Here is a 19,751-nt window from a genome sequence, read left to right as displayed (position 1 = left end):
ACCGGCTTCAACATAACCAATGAAATGGCCGCTTGCGACTATTCGGCTTCGTCGGCTGGTGCGGCATTCAACATGCCGTAGCGCTCGACACCGATCTTTTCCAGAAGGTCGATCTGGGTTTCCAGGAAGTCGATATGGCCTTCCTCGTCGGACAGCAGCTCTTCGAAAAGCTGCATGGAAACATAGTCGCCTTCTTCGCGGCAGACATCGCGGGACTTGGCATAGGCCGTGCGGGCGTCATATTCGCCGGCAAGGTCTGATTCCAGCACTTCCTTGATGTTCTGGCCGATGCGCAGCGGTGCGACCTTCTGCATGTTCGGATGGCCTTCCAGGAAGATGATGCGGTCGACCAGCTTGTCGGCGTGCTGCATTTCCTCGATGGATTCTTCACGTTCCTTCTTGGCAAGGCGCGCAAAGCCCCAGTCGCTCAGGAGGCGGTAGTGAAGCCAGTACTGGTTGATGGCGCCGAGCTCCAGAAACAGAGCTTCGTTCAGGCACTCAATGACTTTTTCATTCCCTTTCACGGCAGAGCCTCCTTATTGCAAACCGATCTTTGTTTAGAATTATTCTAGAGTAATTCACGGCAGGCGCAAGGGTCCATTGCGCACGGAAGTGTAACTTCCACTGGTTACACCCCGAAACAGCGAATTGAAACCGATCACGTGCGCTTTGACGTTTTTCCGGGTGCGAAGTGCAAGCTTCGGAGCCGTAGACACCTGTCCCCGCTCAGATCTCACCGAAAGCGGGGGCCGTGGCTCCAGCAGGTCAGGGAGTAGCGGGTGCCCTTGGTCACGGGTACGACCCTGTGCAGCATGAAACTGGCAAACAGCGTTGCACAGCCCTGTTCACGCGATGCGGCCATCACCTTGTGTCCAAGGCTGATTTCCAGCGCGCCACCTTCATAGTCCTGTGAAGGGGAAAGCTGGGTGACGATGGTTGCCTTGCGGAACTGCGCGATCGGGCCTTCGCCGACATCGGAATGCCAGTCGTAATGGCCTTCTTCACTTTCGTCGTAGATGGCGACCTGCAGTTTCTCCCGAAACTCGGTGATGTCGAAATCGAAAGCCTCGCGGTTGGCCTTTGCCACGGCTGTCATAACGCGGTTCAAAACCCATCCCGCATCGCCTTCGTCATCAAGCCAGCTGATTCTGGCCCGGCGGATGTCACCCTGCTGCTTGCCACCAACGAGGCCGCCCGTATCCTGAGCTTCGGCCCGGCTCAGGCGGATGATTTCATCGCAGTCCTTTTGAGAGAAGAGTGCGTCATAAGAATAGGTGAACATCGAGGCTCAGATCCAAGGATTGGGTGCGCTGTTCAACATCCAAACCGGACAAACTGCAACTGTTTTCTTGAGCCGGGAAAGAACTATTTCCGGGGGCTTTCGAACGCAGCGGCAAGAGCCTTCTTCATAACCGTGGGAAGTGCTTCGGTTTCAATGACTTCCGGGGCCGACCACCAGCCACCGTCAAGCAGTGGAGTGGTGTCTGCCGTGAGGTCGGCCCGATAGACGGTGAGCCGCAAATGGAAATGGGTGAAGGTGTGTTTCACTTCCACTGGGCGCTGCCGCCAATCCGCTGGAAACGGTGCGAAGTCTGGAGCTGCTTCTGGGGAGAAATCCTCTGCCCATTCGGTCCCCGGCACTTCGGTCATCCCGCCAAGAAGGCCTCTTGGTGGGCGGCGGCGCAACAGCACGGCCCCCGTCGCCGTATCGACAGCCACGAATGCAGCTCCAAAACGGGTGGGTTTTTCCTTCTTGGGTGCTTTGCGCGGCAGTGTTTCGGCAAGGCTTGAGGATTGCACCTTGCAGATAGAGCGCCACGGGCAAAGCGCGCAGGCCGGACGTCTGGGCGTACAGATGGTTGCGCCAAGGTCCATCACCGCTTGCGCGAAGTCACCGGGCCGTTGGTCCGGTGTCAGGCCAGCCATTTTGGCCTTTATTTCTGGTTTGGCGTCCGGAAGCGGTGTTTCGATCTGGAAAAGTCGTGTCAGCACCCGCTCCACGTTGCCGTCGACCACTGCCGCGTGCCGGTCAAACGCGATGGTTGCGATGGCGGCAGCCGTATAGGGGCCGATGCCCGGCAGCTTCAGCAATGCGTCTTCGTCTTCCGGAAAGCGGCCGTCGTGATCACGGGCAACGGTTTCTGCGCATTTTTTCAAATTGCGCGCCCGCGAGTAATAGCCAAGGCCCGCCCAGGCTTTCATGACGTCTTCTTCAGCCGCGGCGGCAAGATCGGTTACGGTTGGCCAGCTTCGCGTAAACTTCGTGAAATAGTCTTTGACGGCGGCAACGGTCGTTTGCTGAAGCATGACTTCGGACAGCCAGATCCGGTAGGGATCGGGGACTTCGCCCAGTAGGCGGTCTTCCGGGGAAACCCGCCAGGGCAGGCGCCGGGCATGACGGTCGTACCAGTCGAGAAGTAGTCGGGAAGGGGAAGCAGACGCCATGAGATCAGCAGAACAAGTGGTGTTGATATGAAGCAGCAAGCCTTGGATAGCCTGGGGACAACTTGGCTGATAAAGGCAGTGCGGTGAGGTTGGGGAAAGTATTCGTCGTCATTTTGTCGTATTCTATTGAGACACAACACCCCAATCCGGAAAATGGCCGGCAAATCGCCGCACCTTACATCTGGATGAGGAGGTAGGCTATTAGCGCTACAAAGGCAAATCCCGTGCACGCCTCGAAGGGGGTGAAATCGCTGGCCGATCTTGTCGGCAAGGCGATGACGCCTGTTTGCCGGAAGCGTGGATTTGCGTCCGTCGATATCATTGCCTCCTGGGCCGATATTGTCGGCGAGCGTTACGGCACGCGCGTGCAGCCGGACAGGCTGATTTGGCCGCGGCAGCCTGAACGCGGCGACCCGGAAAACCCGCCGGAACCGGCGACGCTGGTGGTGCACACCGACGGGGCGACAGCCTTGATCCTGTCTCATGACAGTGCCCAGGTGATCGAGCGTATCAATACTTTCTATGGCTGGCGGGCCATCGGCCGCATCAAGATCCTGCAGAAGCCGGTTCTGGTGAAGCAGCCCGTGCGCAAGAAGCCCTTGCGCGACTTGACGCAAACCGAGGAACAGCAGCTCGAAGCGCGGCTGGAGGGGGTGGAGAACGACCGCCTGCGGCAGGCGCTCAGGAAGCTTGGCGCCCAGGTTATCGCCCGCAGCGCAGAAGATGCGGCCTGACGGTCCACATTACTTCTTCCAATAACAACTCTGTGAAACCGGCATTGGCAAACGTGCCGCCGACTTTGGCATGATATCGAAGAACTCAGGATTTCCCTTGTGTTGGTGTCGGCGGGTCAAGGGAGGATGCCAGTATTTAATAGCCTTTGACCGTCCTCGCTCCTGCCACATTTGATAAGCTTTGTTGACGCCGCCTGCCCGAGAGGGCACAGAAAGCGGCAAGCTGGTTCATCCTGCATTCAGCTGAACGCAAATAGGGTGGCCCGGTATCAATTAACCCGATCGGCCAGGATATCCGACAGGATGTGCTTCGATCCACGCACCGGCCGGTGCAGCGCTTGATTAATGTGACAGGACGATCTTCGTGACCCAGACCCGTAGACAGTTTCTCAAAACCACTGCCCTGGCGACGGCCGCATTCTGCCTTGCCGGTTCGAGCTTGGCTCTTGCGCAGGCCGTCGACCAGGACGAGCTGGTCAAACCCGGCCCGCTGGGCGACAAGATTCTTGGCGACGAAAACGCGCCGGTCACGATTGTGGAATACGCATCCATGACCTGCGGACATTGCGCCAATTTCCATGAGCGTACCTATCCGGCCCTGAAGGCCGACTACATCGATACCGGCAAGGTTCGCTTCATTTTCCGCGAATTCCCGCTGGATCCGGTTGCGGCCGGCGCGTTCATGCTCGCCCGCTGCGCTCCTGCGGACAAATATTTCGAGATTGTGGACATCATGTTCGAACAGCAGCGGACCTGGGCGTTTACCGACAATCCGTACCAATCCATGCTCGACTTTTCCAAGCAGATAGGTTTTACAAAAGAGTCCTTTGAGGAATGCTTGGGGAACCAGGGTCTGCTCGACGCCATCGATGCGGTGAAAAACCGCGGTGCAAACGAGTTTGGCGTGAACTCCACCCCGACGTTCTTCATCAATGGCGAAAAGCACTCGGGGGCGCTTTCGATTGAAGAGATGGGCAAACTTATTGACGCAAACCTCTAGACTGGCGGTCTGTCCGCCGGTCTTTTCGGTATGCGCCGATCAAGCTCGTGATCTTCAGGTGTCCGTGTCCAGGAGGCACGGGCGCCAATGAAATTTTCCAAGCTCCGCATTGTCGGTTTCAAATCCTTCGTCGAACCGATGGAGTTCATCATCGGCAACGGCCTGACCGGTGTGGTCGGGCCGAATGGCTGCGGCAAGTCCAATCTTGTCGAGGCCCTTCGCTGGGTGATGGGCGAAAACTCCTACAAGAACATGCGTGCGTCCGGCATGGACGACGTCATCTTTTCCGGCAGCCTGAACCGCCCGGCGCGCAACACCGCGGAAGTGACGCTCTACCTGGAAAACCAGGACCGTACGGCGCCTGCCGCTTTCAATGATGCCGATGCGCTTGAAGTCAGCCGCCGTATCGAACGCGAGCAGGGTTCCAACTACAAGATCAACGCCAAGGATGTGCGTGCGCGTGACGTGCAGCTTCTTTTTGCCGACGCATCCACAGGCGCCAGGTCACCTGCCATGGTGCGCCAGGGGCAGATTGGCGAGCTGATTGCCGCCAAACCGACCTCCCGCAGGCAGATCCTGGAAGAAGCCGCCGGTATCTCCGGTCTGCATTCGCGCCGGCATGAGGCGGAAATTCGCCTTCGCGCCGCAGAGCAGAACCTGGAACGACTGGAAGATGTCCTCGTTCAGATCGACAGCCAGCTCGACAATCTGCGCCGCCAGTCGCGCCAGGCTTCGCGCTATCGTAACCTGTCGTCTGAAATCCGCGGGGCTGAAGCCTCGATCCTTTACATTCGCTGGACCGAGGCGCGCGATGCGCTGGGAACAGCCGAAAGCCATTTTGCCGAAGCCCAGAAGCAGGTGAACGAAGCCACCGGTCTGCAGGCGGAAAGCGCCCGCATCCAGGCTATCGCCGCCCACAAGCTGCCGGAACTGCGCGAGGATGCGGCAAGGGCGGGCGCCGCCTTGCAGCGGCTGGTGATCGCCCGCAACGAACTGGACGCGGAAGAACGGCGGGTAAAGGAAAAGCTTCAGGATCTGGAGCGCCGCCTGGTGCAGCTGGCGGAAGATATCCGGCGCGAACAGTCCATGGTGTCCGAGAACGACGAGGTTCTGGAGCGCTTGTCGGAAGAACGCGCAGAGCTACTGGAAGAAAACGAGATGGTGCAGGAGCGCACCGAAAGCGCTCGTGAAAAGGTGGCCGAGGCCGAAGAGACCGTGGGAACGCTGGAGAACCAGTTGTCCGACCTGACCGCGGCCGAAGCGCGTGCAACCGCCGAACGCCGCCAGTTGGAGCGGGCAGTCGCGGAAAGCCGCCAGCGCTCGGACCGGTTGTTAGCTCAGGCTCAGGACGCTCAGAAGGCTCTTCAGGAAATCAACGAACGCATGGCCGAACAGGACGGCGTTTCCGAGAACCGGGAAGCGCTGGAGATGGCCGAGGAATCTCTTCTGGAGGCGGAAGCTGCCGCGGAAGAAGCCGAAACCGCGACCCGTGAAGCGCGCGAACAGGAACAGTCCGCACGTGGACCCGTTGGTGATGCCCGCCAGATGCTGCAGGGCCTCGAGACAGAGGCAAGGACGCTGGAGCAGGTGCTGAATGTTCACTCCGAACAGGATCACACGCCGGTTGTCGAGCAGATCCAGGTGGAGCAGGGCTTTGAAACGGCTCTGGGGGCGGCACTTGGTGAAGACCTTGATGCCTCACTTGAAGAAGCTGCTGCTGTTCGCTGGGGTGGTGTCCTCTCTCATGATGGCGATCCAGCCTTGCCGGCAGGAACCCGCAGTCTGGCCGAGGTGGTTGAAGCCCCTGTCGAGCTGAGCCGCCGCCTGCGCCAGATCGGCCTTGTCGACCAGACCGACGGGCCAGGCCTGCGCACGACCCTGAAACCGGGGCAATGTCTGGTTTCCGTGGAAGGCGACCTGTGGCGCTGGGATGGATTCGTAATCGCGGCCAATGCGCCGACACCGGCGGCACAGCGCCTGGCGCAGAAGAACCGCCTTGCTGAACTCGGAGATGAAATCGAGCAGGCCCGGCGCGAGCTTGAGGATCGTCAGCAGGCACTGGAAGGTGCCGCAACGAGGGTTCGGCAGGCCGTCGAACTTGAACAGATGGCCAGGGGCAAGGTTCGTGACGGCCAGCGTCAGGCGGCCGCGGCGCGCGAAGCCCTGGCTGCGGCGGAAAGGGCCGTTTCCCAGTTCGCCGCCAAGCTGGAAGCTGCGCAGGACCGGGCACAGCGTCTTGGTGAAGAGGCCGAGCTGGCACGTGAACAACTGGCAGAGGCCGAAGAACGCCTGGAAGAAGCGCCAGACGGAACCAGCTATCGCGATCGTATTGAAGAACTGCAGGGGCAGGTCGCGGCCGCACGCGGCGCCCTGGCCGAGGCTAGGGCCGTTGCAGAGGGGCTTGCCCGCGAACAGCAGATGCGTGACCGGCGGCTTGAAGCCATCGCCCGGGAATATGACGGCTGGAAGACCCGTGCTGCCAATGCCGCCCAGCAGATTTCCATTTTGCAGGAACGGCGTGAAGAAGCGGAAGAAGAGCGGGCCGAGCTGATCGAGGCGCCAGAAGACATCGAAATCAAGCGCCGCGACGTGTTTTCCGCCATTGCCAAGGCAGAAGAGGAAAAGAAGGCGCGGGACGATCAGCTTCAGCAGGCGGAACTGGATCTTGCCGACGTCGACCGTGCAGCCAAGGCCGCGATGGAAGCGATGGCGGGCGCACGAGAAGAGAAGATTCGCGCCGAGGAACGGCTGGAAGCCGCCCGCGACCGCAAGCAGAACCTGGAACGGCGGATCGACGAGGACCTGGAGGTTGCGGTAACGGCATTGCCGGAAATCGCTGGTCTGAAGGAAGGCGCACCGCTGCCGGATCCCGATTCCATGGAGCGCAAGCTGGAACGGCTGAAGGCGGAGCGCGAACGGCTTGGCGGCGTTAACCTGCGCGCGGAGGAGGAGCTGCGCGAAATCGACGATCAGAAGACCACGCTGACCTCGGAGCGCGACGACCTGATCGAGGCGATTCGCCGTCTGCGAACAGGGATTTCGAATCTCAACCGCGAGGCGCGCGAACGTCTGCTCGCCTCCTTCGAGATCGTCAACGGTCATTTCCAGCGCTTGTTCACTCATCTTTTCGGCGGGGGCACGGCCGAACTCCAGCTGGTCGATTCCGATGATCCGCTGGATGCGGGGCTGGAAATCATTGCGCGCCCTCCCGGCAAGAAGCCACAGACCATGACGCTGCTGTCGGGTGGTGAGCAGGCACTCACGGCCATGTCCCTGATTTTCGCGGTCTTCCTGACCAACCCTGCGCCGATCTGCGTGCTCGACGAGGTCGATGCACCGCTGGATGACGCGAACGTGGAGCGTTACTGCGATCTCCTGGACGAGATGGCCAAGAGCACGGAAACCAGATTTGTGGTGATCACGCACAATCCGATCACCATGGCGCGCATGAACCGTCTCTTCGGCGTGACGATGGCCGAGCGCGGGGTTTCCCAGCTTGTTTCGGTCGATCTGGAGACGGCAGAGCGATTCCGCGAAACTGGCTAAGATTGCGTCTGGTGCGGCACTGCCGCGAAAACCTTATGCAACTTAGGTCTGGCTGATTCTGTTAAAACAGAAAAGATCTATATTTTTCAAGTGGATAGAGTTTAGTGCAGGCTTCTTGACACGGCATGAGGTGCCGACTATGGTGCGCGCGGCTTAGGGGGCTCCCCAGTTGTCGGATCAAGCATGTCGGCGCGAGCTGAGGACTTAAGAACATGTCTTCGCAAAACGGCGATAACAAGGATCGGGCGGTTGGTTCCCCGGAAGCAGGTCTGTCGGAACGGCGGGCTCAATTGAACCGGAAGCTTGATGACATAAGGGTGGTTGAAGAAAAGACCGCTCGGAAGTCGCAAAGCAGCTCATCCGGATACGCGCAGGCAATGAAACTCTCTTCGGAGTTTATCGCCGGCGTGCTGGTGGGGGCCGGGATTGGTTGGGTTGCCGACCAGTGGCTTGGGACGTCGCCTTTCGGGCTGATTGTCTTTCTGTTGCTGGGTTTCGTAGCCGGGGTCTTGAACGTTCTGCGCGCGGCCGGTGTAGTCGAGCAGCCGGATGCCAAGGTCCAGCGCGAAAAAGACGTTCAGAACGACAGATCGAAATAGAATTTGTCGCGCCTTCTGGCGCATTGATATGAACGAACGAAGAAGGCTGGCCGGTGGCGAACGATCCGATCCATCAGTTCCATATCCAGACGCTATTCCCGATTGAAGTCGGGGGCATGGATTTCTCTTTTACCAACTCTTCGTTGTTCATGGTTTTGACCGTGGCGGCGACGTCTGCATTCCTGATTTTCTCGACCAGTGGCCGCGGACTCGTTCCGACCCGCCTGCAGTCGATTTCGGAAATGGCGTATGAGTTTGTTGCCGGAACATTGCGAAGTTCAGCAGGAACGGAAGGGATGCGCTTCTTCCCTCTCGTGTTCTCGCTCTTCATGTTCGTTCTGGTTGCCAATCTGTTCGGGATGTTCCCGTACTTCTTTACCATCACCAGCCACATCATCGTGACCTTCGCCCTGGCGATGCTGGTGATCCTTACCGTGATCATTTACGGCTTCATGAAAAACGGCATGAAGTTCCTCAAGCTCTTCGTCCCCAGCGGCGTGCCCGGTGCACTGATCCCGCTCGTGACGCTGATCGAGGTGATCTCGTTCCTTTCGCGCCCGATCAGCCTGTCCGTTCGTCTTTTCGCGAACATGCTCGCCGGTCACATCACGCTGAAAGTGTTCTCCGGATTCATCGTCAGCCTTAGCGCGATGGGTGCGGTCGGTATCTTCGGATCCATTCTCCCTCTCGGAATGACGGTTGCCCTGACGGCTCTGGAATTCCTGGTCGCGTTCCTGCAGGCATACGTCTTCACCGTTCTGACCTGCATGTACCTGAACGACGCCATTCATCCTTCACACTGAGGGTAACCCAATCACACGGCCATTGCGCCGCGAGTGAGCAATCTGCAAACACCATTTAGGAGCACGTGTCATGGAAGCAGAAGCAGCAAAATACATCGGTGCCGGTATCGCATGCCTGGGCATGGGCGGCGCAGGCATCGGCCTTGGCAACATTTTCGGTAACTACCTCGCAGGCGCTCTGCGCAACCCGTCCGCTGCTGATGGCCAGTTCGGCCGTCTGATCTTCGGCTTCGCCGTGACGGAAGCTCTGGGCATCTTCTCCCTGCTGGTGGCTCTGATCCTCCTGTTCGCTTAATCGCTAAACCTTAGCGACTATCGATGCGACTCCGGTGGCGGCGCTCTCTAGCGCCGCCCAGCCGGATTTAGGAGACTGGAAATGGCAGGCCAAACTCACTCGACCACAGAAGGCATGCACGAAGCCATAGAAGTGCCGGCCGCAGAGCATGGCGCGGGTTTCCCGCCTTTTGACAGCACCACATTCGCCTCCCAGCTCTTGTGGCTCGCGATCACGTTCGGCGTGTTCTACTGGATCATGAAGAATGTGGCCGTTCCGCGGATCGCAGGCATTCTGGAAGACCGCAGGGACCGTATCGCCGGTGACATTTCCGAAGCCAACCGGCTGCAGGAAGAAACCGACGCTGCGATCGCAGCTTACGAGCAGGCGCTGGCCGAGGCCCGCAACAAGGCTCATGGCATTGCCCACGAGACGCGGACCAAGCTCAAGGCAGATCACGAAGCTCGCCGCGAAAAGGCGGAAGCCGAGCTGAACGGGAAGCTGAAAGCGGCTGAAGCACAGATCGCTGCAACCAAGACCGATGCCCTTTCTCAGATCGGGGATATTGCCGGAGAAACCGCTTCAGCGCTCGTTGAGCAGCTGATGGGCAAAGCTCCGACCAAGACCGACCTGACCAAGGCGCTCAAGTCGGCGATGAACTGAGGAGACCGTCATGGATGCTACATTTTGGGCCCTGATCGGTCTTATCCTGTTCTTCGTCGTGATTTTCTACGTCAAGGTTCCGGCCAAGATCAACGGTTCACTGGACGAACGCGCAGAAACCATCCGCAAGGAACTGGAAGACGCACGCAAGATGCGTGAAGAAGCCCAGGCTCTCTTGTCCGAGTATCAGCGCAAGCGTCATGAAGCCGAAAGCGAAGCGGAAGCCATCATCGCAGAAGCCAACTCGGAAGCCGAGCGCCTGACGCTCGAAACCAGCCAGGCTCTGGAAGAAATGATTGCTCGCCGTACCAAGGCTGCGGAAGACAAGATTGCACAGGCTGAAAGCCAGGCAGTCGCTGAAGTCCGTGCCAAGGCCGCTGACATTGCCGTTGCCGCTGCCGAGGAAATCCTTGCAGCGAAGGTGAAGGATAAAGTCGCCGACGACATCCTCGCCAAGAGCATTGAGCAGGTGAAGGAGCGGCTGAACTAAGTTCGGTCCACTCTGCTGACGAATTGAAGAAGCGGCCTTTCGGGGCCGCTTTTTTGTTGCGGCAGGCAATTCGCACGCTACTTGGCACTAATCGGCAGCGGTCTCTATTGCCGGTTGGTGTTGACGTGCCCGAAAGGAGAGGAGTGTCGCTGACTTGCAACGTATTTCCTGCCGTCTAAACCGACCCCGTTATGTCTGGAACCTCAAGTACCTGCAGCCAGCCTGACCGGCTTGAAGCTGAGGCGATGATGAACTGTCGGCCCATGGCGTTCCAGGGCTGCCTGATGCTGCGGCACGCCATACCCCTTGTGCTGGGCAAACCCGTAGTCCGGAAAACTGGCGTCGAGGTGAACCATCATCCGGTCCCTTGTCACCTTCGCAACGATAGAGGCAGCCGCAACGCACAGGCAGCGGCCATCTCCCTTGATCAATGCCTGCCCGGCCTGACGCAGCCCATGCGGCACATCGCGGCCGTCGACAAGAACGTAGTCGGGAACCAGAGGCAGGTGATTGACGGCTCGCATCATGGCCGAAAGGGTTGCGGTGCGAATATTGACAGCATCGATCGTTGCCGGTGAAGCGCTGGCGAGCGAGACATGGGCTGTAGCAACAATCTGCTCGAAAAGCTCTTCGCGCCGGGCTTCGGTCAGTTTCTTGGAATCATTGAGGCCAAGCGGTACCCGGTCGTAATCCAGGATAACCGCGGCCGTGACCACGGGCCCGGCCCAGGGGCCGCGACCGGCTTCGTCTACGCCGCAGAGCCGACCGTCAAAGGATTTCGCGTGCTTACGCTCGATCACAAGGTCCGGGCTATCGGGAAAGGCAAGGTCAAAGAGGGAAGGGCTGAACGTCATGAACTGCACCCTGCCGTCCGGCAGCAAGTTTCTCAAGATCTTGCGTCAAAACAGGTCCAATTGCACACCGCCTTTTTGCGGCTGGACGAAGGCCTCGGTGTTGAGCTTTCGGCGACGCAGATTGAGGCCAAGGCGTTTCGCTCCCAGCGAGAACCGTTTGGCAATCTGGTCGGCATACGGACCTCTCCCGCGCATGCGCTCGCCCCATTTGGCGTCATAGTCCTTGCCGCCGCGCATGGCGCGGATCAGGTTCATCACATGGCGGTAACGGTCCGGACGCTCTCGCAGCAGCCAGTCCCGAAAGAGTTCCGACACTTCCAGGGGAAGCCGTAAAAGGATGTAGGCGACCTCCGTCGCGCAATGCTCGGCTGCCGCTTCCAGAACGTTTTCAATTTCGCTGTCTGTCAGGGCTGGGATCACAGGCGCCATCATTACGGACGTGGGAATGCCCGCGTCGGAGAGAGCCCGGACGGCCTCAAGCCTTTTGTGGGGTGCAGACGCACGCGGCTCCATGGCCCGGCAGAGCTTCTTGTCGAGCGTCGTGACCGACAAGGCAACCTTCACCAGATTTCGTTCTGCCAGCCTCGACAGAATGTCGATATCTCGCGTGACCAGGGCTGACTTGGTTACGATCGCAACCGGGTGGGAGCAATTGTCCAGCACTTCCAGGATCTCACGCATAAGCTTGTAGCCGCGTTCCATCGGCTGGTAGGGATCAGTATTGGTGCCGATGGCGATCACGCGCGGCTGATAACCGGGGCGGGAAAGTTCACGTTCAAGCAACTGTGCGGCATTGGGTTTGGCAAACAGCCTGGTTTCGAAATCCAGGCCTGGAGACAGCCCCATGAACGCGTGGCTCGGTCTGGCGAAACAGTAGATGCATCCATGTTCGCAGCCCCGGTACGGATTGATCGAGCGGTCGAAGGAAATATCCGGCGACTCGTTTCGGGTGATGATTGTGCGCGCACGCTCTTCCTGCACCTGGGTTTTCAGCGGCGGCAGGTCTTCAAGCGTTTCCCAGCCATCGTCGAAACATTCACGAGTTAATTTCTCGAAGCGGCCGGAGGCATTGAGCGCAGCCGCGCGTCCCCGCCGCCTGTGCTCGGCAACGGAGCGGACATCGGGTACAAGGCCGGCTGCGTCGGCTGGTAGTGAAATTTCATCGGGGGGACTGAAGGGCACGCGAGAACGTCCAGGTTACGAAATGGAACATAACAAGAACATTATCACGACGCCAACGCGACGCAAGATGCTGTTTACACCTTGTGGGATTTGACCTTCAAAAGATGGTGGACTGCAGACCAGGCCGGAATTCAGGAACCGCCACGATCATCGTGACCTGGCCGGCGACCAAGGTATTTGATCAGGATCGCATCCAGCGTCCCGTCGGACTGCATCTCGCGAATGGTTTCGTCGTAGCGTCCGGGAAGGCTTTCGATGTCCGGGTAGGTCGAAGCTTTGGCAAAGACGTTGTAGTAGGGCTTCGTTATCAGCGGCAGCGGTAACGTCGCCAACTGGTCCAGCCTCCCGGCCTTCTTTTCCTCGTAGAGCGTGCTGATGGTGTTCATGGGAACGGCATCCACACGCTTTGCCAGCAGCATGCCGATCTGGAGATTGTTGCTGGCGACCGTCTGAAAGTCGAGGCCGGCGTTGAGGAACTCCGGCGTATAGGCGAAATCCTGCGTGATACCGATCTGCAGCCCCTTCAGGTCGTCGTAACCTTCGAAACGGATTGTCCCGGCATCTTCGGCGCGGATGAAGAAGCTCCAGCTGATGTCGATGTAGCTTTCGTCCGGATAGTTCAGGTACTCCATCCGGTCCGGCTTCTTGGAAAACAATAGCAGCATGTCCGCCCGTCCGGCGCGCGCTTCCTGTTGGATGCGGGTTCCGGATTCGACCAGTTCCAGCGAATAGGAAAGGCCGAGACGGCGCATGACTTCATCGAGAACTTCGACGTCGATACCCTTGTACACCCCATCTTCAAGAAACTTGTATGGCTCTTCCGGGGTTGCCAGCACCACGAGGTCTCGGGCCGATGCTGTCCCGGCCAGCAAAGCCATGGACAGAACAAACCCGGCGAGCCCCGTGAAAATCCGACTGAGCGTCTGCGTCAGGTATCCTGCGCCTGAAGTTGGCTGTTGATCGGGTGTCGTCATGGCGCGATCGCTTGGGTTCTGGTCGAAGTAAGAGCTTTCAGCTTTGGTATGCACTCTTAAGATAACATGAAATCCGGCACTTCCATTTGCCAGAGAGGGGCTATTTTCCTGAAAACCGTCAAATGGATACCGATCGGTTTCACACTGGAGCAACTTTTCACGGCCCTATGACAAATGTGAAAGAGGTACTGCTACAGCTTTCGCCCGGTCTTTTCTTTTCATGCAACCAAAGTAGACATTACCTGGCGATATATATCGCGAAGGTTGGTGACCGATTATTGGAGTTTGTTAAGAGCCCCAACAAAAAACAGCTCCCGCTTCGTCACCGACACTCGCACTTTGAAAAAAATCATGTAAAACTTGAGATCATGATCAGCATCATCATTGCGACAAGAAATTCCGAAACCGAGCTCGTTCACGCGCTTTCGGCCCTGGTGCCGGCAGCTGCAGAGGGCGTTATCCGCGAAGTTATCGTGGTCGATGGTGGTTCGTCGGACAATACCGAGAAGGTTGCCGACGCGGCCGGGTGTGTTTGGATCAGCCGGGGCAATGCTTCCCGCAGCGAACGCCTTGCCTATGGCGCCTCCATGGCGAGCCGGGGCGACTGGCTATTGTTCCTGCGGCCGGAAACGCTTCTGGAAAGCGGCTGGCATCATGAGGCCCAGGCCTTCATCGAGCGGGCAGCCCGTGCCTCCAACGGTCCACGGACCGCCGCAAGCTTCCGCCTTCGCTATGAGGCTTTCGGGCTCAGTGCGCGGGTAAGCGAGTCTTTTGCAGCCTTGCGGTCTCAACTGCTTGGCATGCCTTACGGTAACCAGGGCCTGCTGATCTCCAGACAGTTTTATCAGAAGCTCGGCGGCCATCGGCCGCTGCCGGAGCTGGAAGATCTCGATATCGCCAAGCGTATCGGACGCGGGCGGATGGTGTTCCTGCGGGCTGCCGCCGTCTCTTCGGGTGAACCCGAGCGGGAAGGGATGTTTTCCAGGTTCCGCCAGGCCTTCGCACGCTTTTGCGTCGGTACCCTGCGCATTCCAGCAAGTGTTGCCGTCAAGTTGCACGGCTGAACAAGGCACTGCACGGTTCTGGGCGGAGACGCTCTTCTTCGGTGTGGTGGCGCTCACGCCTCCCGCAGCTTGCCGCGCTTCAGGTGCTCGTCCAGCCTGGGCATGATCTCCACGAAATTGCAGGGCATGTGACGATAGTCCAGCTGCCATTTCAGGATACCGTCCCAGGCGTCCTTGCAGGCGCCTGGGGAACCGGGCAGCACGAAAATATAAGTCGCCCCGGCGACGCCGCCGGTCGCACGGGACTGGATCGTGGAGGTGCCGATCTTGTCGTAGGAGATCCGGTGAAAGACCTCTGAAAAGCCGTCCATGCGTTTTTCGAACAGAGGCTCCATAGCCTCCGGTGTCACGTCACGGCCGGTAAAGCCGGTGCCGCCGGTCGAGACGATCACATCCACGCCCTTGTCATTGATCCAGCTTTTGACGACCGCCTGAATGGCCGGAACGTCGTCGGTGACGATCTGCCTGTCCGCAAGCGTATGTCCTGCCTTTTCGATCCGGTCCACCAGCGTGTTGCCGGAGCGGTCTTCTTCCAGCTTGCGCGTATCCGATACCGTCAGCACAGCAATGTTGAGCGGAATGAACGGACGGGTTTCATCGAGACGGGACATGGCGAACTCCTTTGCTCTCCAGACATAGGCAATAGCCGCAATGGCTTCCAGAGGCAGCAAGCAAACTGTCGCGGCATTTTGATATTGAAATAAAATTACAAAAAATAACAAGATTGAGACACTTGCAAAAAAGTTAGGTCAGTATTATTGACTTAAATAACCAATCCAAAAATGCAACGAGCCAACAATGACAACCTGGGAAAGCCTATACGCCCGACGCGCCAGCCGCATGCGCGCCTCGGAAATCCGTGAACTCCTGAAACTGCTGGACCAGCCGGATGTGATCAACTTCGCCGGCGGCATTCCCGACCAGGCTCTGTTCCCCGCCGAAGCGTTCAAGGCAGCCTATCAGGAAATTCTGGCAGGTCCGGACGCGGGCCGCGCACTGCAATACGGCATGAGCGAAGGCAGCGCCCGTCTGCGCAACTGGATCGTCAGCCACATGCGCCGCCTTGGCGTCGAGTGCGGACCAGAAAATATTCTTGTCACCTCCGGGTCTCAGCAGGGGCTCGATTACATCGGCAAACTGTTCCTCACGGAAGGCGATACCGCATTGGTGCAGTGGCCGACCTACCTGGGCGCATTGCAGGCTTTCAATGCCTATGAGCCCGGTTACGACCGGCTTGACCCTGGAGCCAACCGCCCTGCGGAAGATTATGCGGCAACCGCGCGCGAAAAGGGGGGACGGATCAAGTTCGCTTACCTTTCTCCCGATTTCGCCAACCCCACGGGCCTGACGGTGGATCTGGCCGAGCGACAACGCCTGCTGGCACTGGCCGGGGAACTCTCCTGTGCAGTCATTGAGGATTCGCCCTACGAGGCGCTGCGCTATGACGGCGAACCGTTGCCACCGATGCTGGCGCTTGATTGCGAAGCCTCGGGAGGCATCAACAACGCCCGCACACTTTACTGCGGCAGCTTTTCCAAGTCGCTCTCACCGGGATTGCGCCTCGGCTGGATCTGTGCGTCGGCTGAAGTCATCTCCAGGCTGGTTCTGATCAAGCAGGCGAGTGACCTGAACTCGCCGGTGCTCAACCAGGAAGCCATGGCCCGGGTTGCCGAAAATGTCTTTGAAGCGCATACGGCAAAGACGAATGCGGTCTACAAGTCCCGACGCGATGCAATGCTGGCCGCGCTTGAGCGACACATGCCGGCTGGCGTCAGCTGGACCCGCCCGGAAGGGGGCATGTTCATTTGGATGACCCTGCCCGAAGGTATGGACGCGGCAACTCTGCTGGAAACCTCCATCGAAACGGCGCGTGTCGCCTTCGTTCCCGGCCGTGCGTTCCATCCGGATGGCACCGGGGCGAACACCCTCCGGCTCAGCTTCTCCTGCAACGACTATCAGAAAATCGAAGAAGGTATTTCAAGGCTTGGCCGCTTGATTACCGAAACTGTCACGTCCAAGTTGTAAGTCCTTCGAGGGAAGAAGCAGGGGCGGGTGTTGGAGCCGATGGCGCTGACCGACAAGCTGGACAATTATTGTGAGCGGATCGGGCCGGAGTTCTGGTCCGAGCCGCTCAATGCGCTCACCAATGCGGCTTTCCTGATTGCGGCCATTGCCGGATACATGCTCTGGCGCCGCAAGACACCGGACGATCTCTTTGCCCTTGTCCTGATCGGCATCGTCTTCGTGACCGGCCTGGGGTCGTTCCTGTTTCACACCTTCGCGACACGTTGGGCGAGCCTTGCCGATGTCATCCCGATCGCGCTGTTTATCCATGTCTATCTCTTTGCGGCGCTGAACCGGTTTCTGGGTCTGTCCTGGTGGGCGGCGCTAGGCATCGTTATCGTGTTTTTCGCAGTCACGCCCTTTGCCGGGCGCGCGGTTGCCCCACTGGTCGGCTCATCTGCAGGCTATGTGCCTGCGCTGTTGGCGATCTTCGTGGTGGGGGCACTGTTTCTTCGCAAGAATGTGCGGTTCGGGCGTGAGGTGTTGCTGACAGGTGTCGTCTTTGCCGTTTCACTGACATTCCGGACGCTGGACGGCCCGGTTTGCGATCAACTTGCCATTGGCACGCATTTCCTGTGGCATATCCTGAACGGGGTCGTGCTGTTTTTGCTATTACGGGTTCTCATCAGGCAGCGCGCCGGTTAAATCACACAGAGTATTCACGAAATTGCAGATCATCCTTGCGGACAGGCCGCAGAGCTTTGCAGAACAACAATATGACCTTAGGGAAGAGGCAGGAGACAGGGACCGTCATGAGCGACAGCAGCAAGACCGGAAGTGATCTGACCGAAGCGGCCCTGTTCTATCACGAGCATCCGCGCCCGGGAAAACTGGAGATCCAGGCAATCAAGCCGCTGGGCAACCAGCGCGACCTGGCGCTGGCCTATTCACCCGGCGTGGCCGCGCCGTGCCTTGCGATTGCCGACAATCCGGCACTGGCAGCCAATTACACCTCGCGCGGCAATCTGGTCGCCGTCATCTCAAACGGCACGGCAGTGCTCGGCCTCGGCAACATCGGTCCGCTGGCATCCAAGCCGGTGATGGAAGGCAAGGCGGTTCTCTTCAAGAAGTTCGCCGGCATCGACGTCTTCGATATCGAGGTGGCCCAGACCGACGTTGAAAAATTCGTCGATGCGGTTTCGGTTCTGGAGCCGACCTTTGGCGGTATCAACCTGGAAGACATCAAGGCGCCCGAATGCTTCATGATTGAATCGAAGCTCCGGGAACGTATGAAGATCCCGGTCTTTCACGACGATCAGCATGGCACGGCGATCATCGTCGGTGCCGCGGTTCGCAACGGTCTGGACCTTGCCGGCAAGAAGATCGAGGAAGCCAAGATTGTGGCGTCCGGTGCGGGCGCGGCTGCGCTTGCCTGCCTCAACATGCTCGTCTCGCTGGGGGCGAAGCGGGAGAACATCTGGGTTACCGACATTGAAGGCGTCGTCTATGAAGGCCGCGAGGCGCTGATGGACGAATGGAAGGCGGTCTTTGCCCAGAAGACGGATTTGAGGTCGCTCGATCAGGTAATCGACGGCGCCGATGTCTTCCTGGGGCTGTCCGCTGCCGGCGTGCTGAAGCCGGGCATGGTGGAAAAGATGGGCAAGGGCCCGCTGATCCTGGCGCTCGCCAACCCCAATCCGGAAATCATGCCGGAGGACGCCAAGGCTGTCCGTGACGACGTGGTCATGTGTACCGGACGGTCCGACTACCCGAACCAGGTCAACAACGTCCTGTGCTTCCCCTACATCTTCCGGGGTGCGCTCGACGTCGGGGCGACCACCATCAACGAGGAAATGAAGCGGGCCGCCGTCGAGGCAATTGCCGGCCTTGCGCGCGAGGAACCGTCCGACGTTGCCGCCCGTGCCTACGGCGGCAAGACCGAAACCTTCGGGCCGAACTACCTGATCCCTTCGCCGTTCGATCAGCGCCTGATCCTGCGCATTGCACCGGCTGTTGCCAAGGCGGCCATGGCAACAGGTGTCGCCACGCGCCCGATCGAGGATTTCACGGCCTATCTGGACCGGCTGAACCGTTTTGTCTTCCGGTCCGGCCTCATCATGAAGCCGATCATCCAGAACGCCAGCAAGGACCCGCAGCGGATCATTTATGCCGAGGGCGAGGACGAACGTGTTCTTCGTGCCGCTCAGGTGCTGATCGAAGACAATATCGCCAAGCCGATCCTGGTTGGCCGTCCGGACGTTCTGCAGCAACGCTGCGAACGCTTTGGCCTGCGCATTCGTCCCGATGTCGATTTCGAGTTCGTCAACCCGCAGGACGATCCGCGCTACCGTGAGTATGTCGACGAATATTTCGAGTGTGTCGGCCGCAAGGGCATGCCGCCCAATGCAGCGCGGACGGTCGTGCGCACCAACACCACGGTAATTTCCGCCCTTGCGGTGCGCCGCGGCGATGCCGATGCGGTCATTTGCGGTCTGGAAGGCCGGTTTATCCGCCATCTGCGGGACATCAAGCAGGTGATCGGCGTTTGCGAGACGGCCAGGGACCTTTCGGCCATGTCGCTGCTGATCAACTCGCAAGGGGCCATATTCCTGTCGGATACCTTCGTGACGGAAGACCCGACCGCCGAAGAGATCTCCGAAATGGCCAACCTCGCGGCTGAGGAAATCCGGCGCTTCGGTATCGAGCCGAAGATCGCCCTGCTGTCGCTTTCCAACTTCGGTTCTCGCGACACGGCGTCCTCGCGCAAGATGCGCGAAGCGCTGGAGATGATCTGGAAGCGCTATCCGGAACTGGAAGTCGATGGCGAAATGCACGGCGACAGCGCGCTCAGCGTGGAGCTGCGTGAGCGGGTGATGCCGGGCAGCAAGTTGAAGGGCGAGGCCAACCTGCTTCTGTTCCCGAACCTGGATGCGGCCAACATTGCTCATAACCTTCTGAAGGTTTCGACCCAGGCGCTTCATGTCGGACCGATCCTTCTGGGCACGGCCAAGCCCGCGCATATCCTGACACCGTCTGTCACCTCGCGCGGCGTGGTGAACATGTCGGCGCTTGCCAGCGTCGAGGCACAGACCCGGTCCGCCGGCTAGTCCTGCTTCAAA

The 19,751-nt window shown here is 59.2% G+C and carries 19 protein-coding genes; 12 read left to right on the top strand and 7 right to left on the bottom strand.

The features are described 5' to 3' along the window. Positions 1-38: 38 nt before the first annotated feature. The 3 genes from bfr to mutY form a co-directional block, all read right to left on the bottom strand. Positions 39-524, bottom strand: coding sequence for a bacterioferritin (gene bfr, locus B0E33_RS06170; RefSeq protein ID WP_023001976.1), 486 nt, complete (start codon positions 522-524; stop codon positions 39-41). A gap of 209 nt (positions 525-733) precedes the next feature. Then, positions 734-1,282: a 2OG-Fe(II) oxygenase gene (locus B0E33_RS06165; RefSeq protein ID WP_023001975.1), complete on the bottom strand. Its 549-nt coding sequence runs from the start codon at positions 1,280-1,282 to the stop codon at positions 734-736. 83 nt (positions 1,283-1,365) lie between these two features. After that, positions 1,366-2,445: an A/G-specific adenine glycosylase gene (gene mutY, locus B0E33_RS06160; protein WP_077290710.1), complete on the bottom strand. Its 1,080-nt coding sequence runs from the start codon at positions 2,443-2,445 to the stop codon at positions 1,366-1,368. Between the two features lie 224 nt (positions 2,446-2,669). On the opposite strand from mutY, the gene B0E33_RS06155 reads away from it, so the two are divergent. The 8 genes from B0E33_RS06155 (at position 2,670) to B0E33_RS06120 (ending at position 10,554) form a co-directional block, all read left to right on the top strand. Further along, positions 2,670-3,179: a DUF721 domain-containing protein gene (locus tag B0E33_RS06155; RefSeq protein WP_031269719.1), complete on the top strand. Its 510-nt coding sequence runs from the start codon at positions 2,670-2,672 to the stop codon at positions 3,177-3,179. 364 nt (positions 3,180-3,543) lie between these two features. Continuing rightward, the gene (locus B0E33_RS06150; RefSeq protein WP_023001972.1) at positions 3,544-4,179 is read left to right on the top strand and encodes a thioredoxin domain-containing protein; all 636 of its coding nucleotides are present in this window, start codon (positions 3,544-3,546) and stop codon (positions 4,177-4,179) included. Between the two features lie 87 nt (positions 4,180-4,266). Continuing rightward, positions 4,267-7,725: a chromosome segregation protein SMC gene (gene smc / locus B0E33_RS06145; RefSeq protein WP_077290709.1), complete on the top strand. Its 3,459-nt coding sequence runs from the start codon at positions 4,267-4,269 to the stop codon at positions 7,723-7,725. A 212-nt stretch (positions 7,726-7,937) separates the two neighbouring features. After that, a complete protein-coding gene (locus tag B0E33_RS06140) occupies positions 7,938-8,324 on the top strand; it encodes an AtpZ/AtpI family protein (protein WP_023001970.1) in 387 nt (128 codons plus the stop codon). Between the two features lie 53 nt (positions 8,325-8,377). After that, positions 8,378-9,127 (top strand): F0F1 ATP synthase subunit A, encoded by a 750-nt coding sequence (locus B0E33_RS06135; RefSeq protein WP_023001969.1) that lies wholly within the window; start codon positions 8,378-8,380, stop codon positions 9,125-9,127. 70 nt (positions 9,128-9,197) lie between these two features. Then, on the top strand, positions 9,198-9,422 hold the full coding sequence (locus B0E33_RS06130) for a F0F1 ATP synthase subunit C (protein ID WP_006935776.1): 225 nt from the start codon (positions 9,198-9,200) through the stop codon (positions 9,420-9,422). A gap of 81 nt (positions 9,423-9,503) precedes the next feature. After that, positions 9,504-10,064 (top strand): F0F1 ATP synthase subunit B, encoded by a 561-nt coding sequence (locus B0E33_RS06125; protein WP_023001968.1) that lies wholly within the window; start codon positions 9,504-9,506, stop codon positions 10,062-10,064. Between the two features lie 10 nt (positions 10,065-10,074). Beyond that, entirely contained in the window at positions 10,075-10,554 is a 480-nt protein-coding gene (locus B0E33_RS06120) for a F0F1 ATP synthase subunit B family protein (RefSeq protein WP_023001967.1), read from the top strand. Positions 10,555-10,757: 203 nt separating this feature from the next. On the opposite strand, the gene rnhB is transcribed toward B0E33_RS06120, so the two are convergent. The 3 genes from rnhB to B0E33_RS06105 all read right to left on the bottom strand — a co-directional run bounded on the left by rnhB (position 10,758) and on the right by B0E33_RS06105 (position 13,564). Continuing rightward, the gene (gene rnhB, locus B0E33_RS06115) at positions 10,758-11,408 is read right to left on the bottom strand and encodes a ribonuclease HII (protein ID WP_077293160.1); all 651 of its coding nucleotides are present in this window, start codon (positions 11,406-11,408) and stop codon (positions 10,758-10,760) included. A 45-nt stretch (positions 11,409-11,453) separates the two neighbouring features. Beyond that, positions 11,454-12,566 (bottom strand): PA0069 family radical SAM protein, encoded by a 1,113-nt coding sequence (locus B0E33_RS06110; RefSeq protein ID WP_228148111.1) that lies wholly within the window; start codon positions 12,564-12,566, stop codon positions 11,454-11,456. A 155-nt stretch (positions 12,567-12,721) separates the two neighbouring features. Further along, entirely contained in the window at positions 12,722-13,564 is an 843-nt protein-coding gene (locus tag B0E33_RS06105) for a substrate-binding periplasmic protein (protein WP_077290707.1), read from the bottom strand. Positions 13,565-13,932: 368 nt separating this feature from the next. On the opposite strand from B0E33_RS06105, the gene B0E33_RS06100 reads away from it, so the two are divergent. After that, on the top strand, positions 13,933-14,628 hold the full coding sequence (locus tag B0E33_RS06100) for a glycosyltransferase (RefSeq protein WP_077290706.1): 696 nt from the start codon (positions 13,933-13,935) through the stop codon (positions 14,626-14,628). Between the two features lie 53 nt (positions 14,629-14,681). Here the strand turns inward: B0E33_RS06100 and moaB are convergent, their stop codons facing one another. Next, positions 14,682-15,239, bottom strand: coding sequence for a molybdenum cofactor biosynthesis protein B (moaB, locus tag B0E33_RS06095; protein WP_031269714.1), 558 nt, complete (start codon positions 15,237-15,239; stop codon positions 14,682-14,684). 187 nt (positions 15,240-15,426) lie between these two features. Between moaB and B0E33_RS06090 the strand changes: the two genes are divergently transcribed. The 3 genes from B0E33_RS06090 (at position 15,427) to B0E33_RS06080 (ending at position 19,739) form a co-directional block, all read left to right on the top strand. Beyond that, positions 15,427-16,653, top strand: coding sequence for an aminotransferase-like domain-containing protein (locus tag B0E33_RS06090; RefSeq protein WP_023001961.1), 1,227 nt, complete (start codon positions 15,427-15,429; stop codon positions 16,651-16,653). 27 nt (positions 16,654-16,680) lie between these two features. After that, positions 16,681-17,337 carry a ceramidase domain-containing protein gene (locus tag B0E33_RS06085; RefSeq protein ID WP_322853556.1) on the top strand — a complete coding sequence of 219 codons (657 nt, stop codon included), beginning with the start codon at positions 16,681-16,683 and terminating at the stop codon, positions 17,335-17,337. A 107-nt stretch (positions 17,338-17,444) separates the two neighbouring features. Continuing rightward, complete coding sequence (locus tag B0E33_RS06080) at positions 17,445-19,739, top strand: NADP-dependent malic enzyme (RefSeq protein WP_023001959.1); 2,295 nt, start codon at positions 17,445-17,447, stop codon at positions 19,737-19,739. The last annotated feature ends 12 nt before the right edge of the window (positions 19,740-19,751 follow it).

It is taken from the genome of Roseibium algicola (assembly GCF_001999245.1).
In the GTDB taxonomy this organism is placed as follows: domain Bacteria; phylum Pseudomonadota; class Alphaproteobacteria; order Rhizobiales; family Stappiaceae; genus Roseibium; species Roseibium algicola.
The sequence above is the reverse complement of the archived record's forward strand: the minus strand, read 5'-3'. Positions and strand labels throughout refer to the sequence as shown.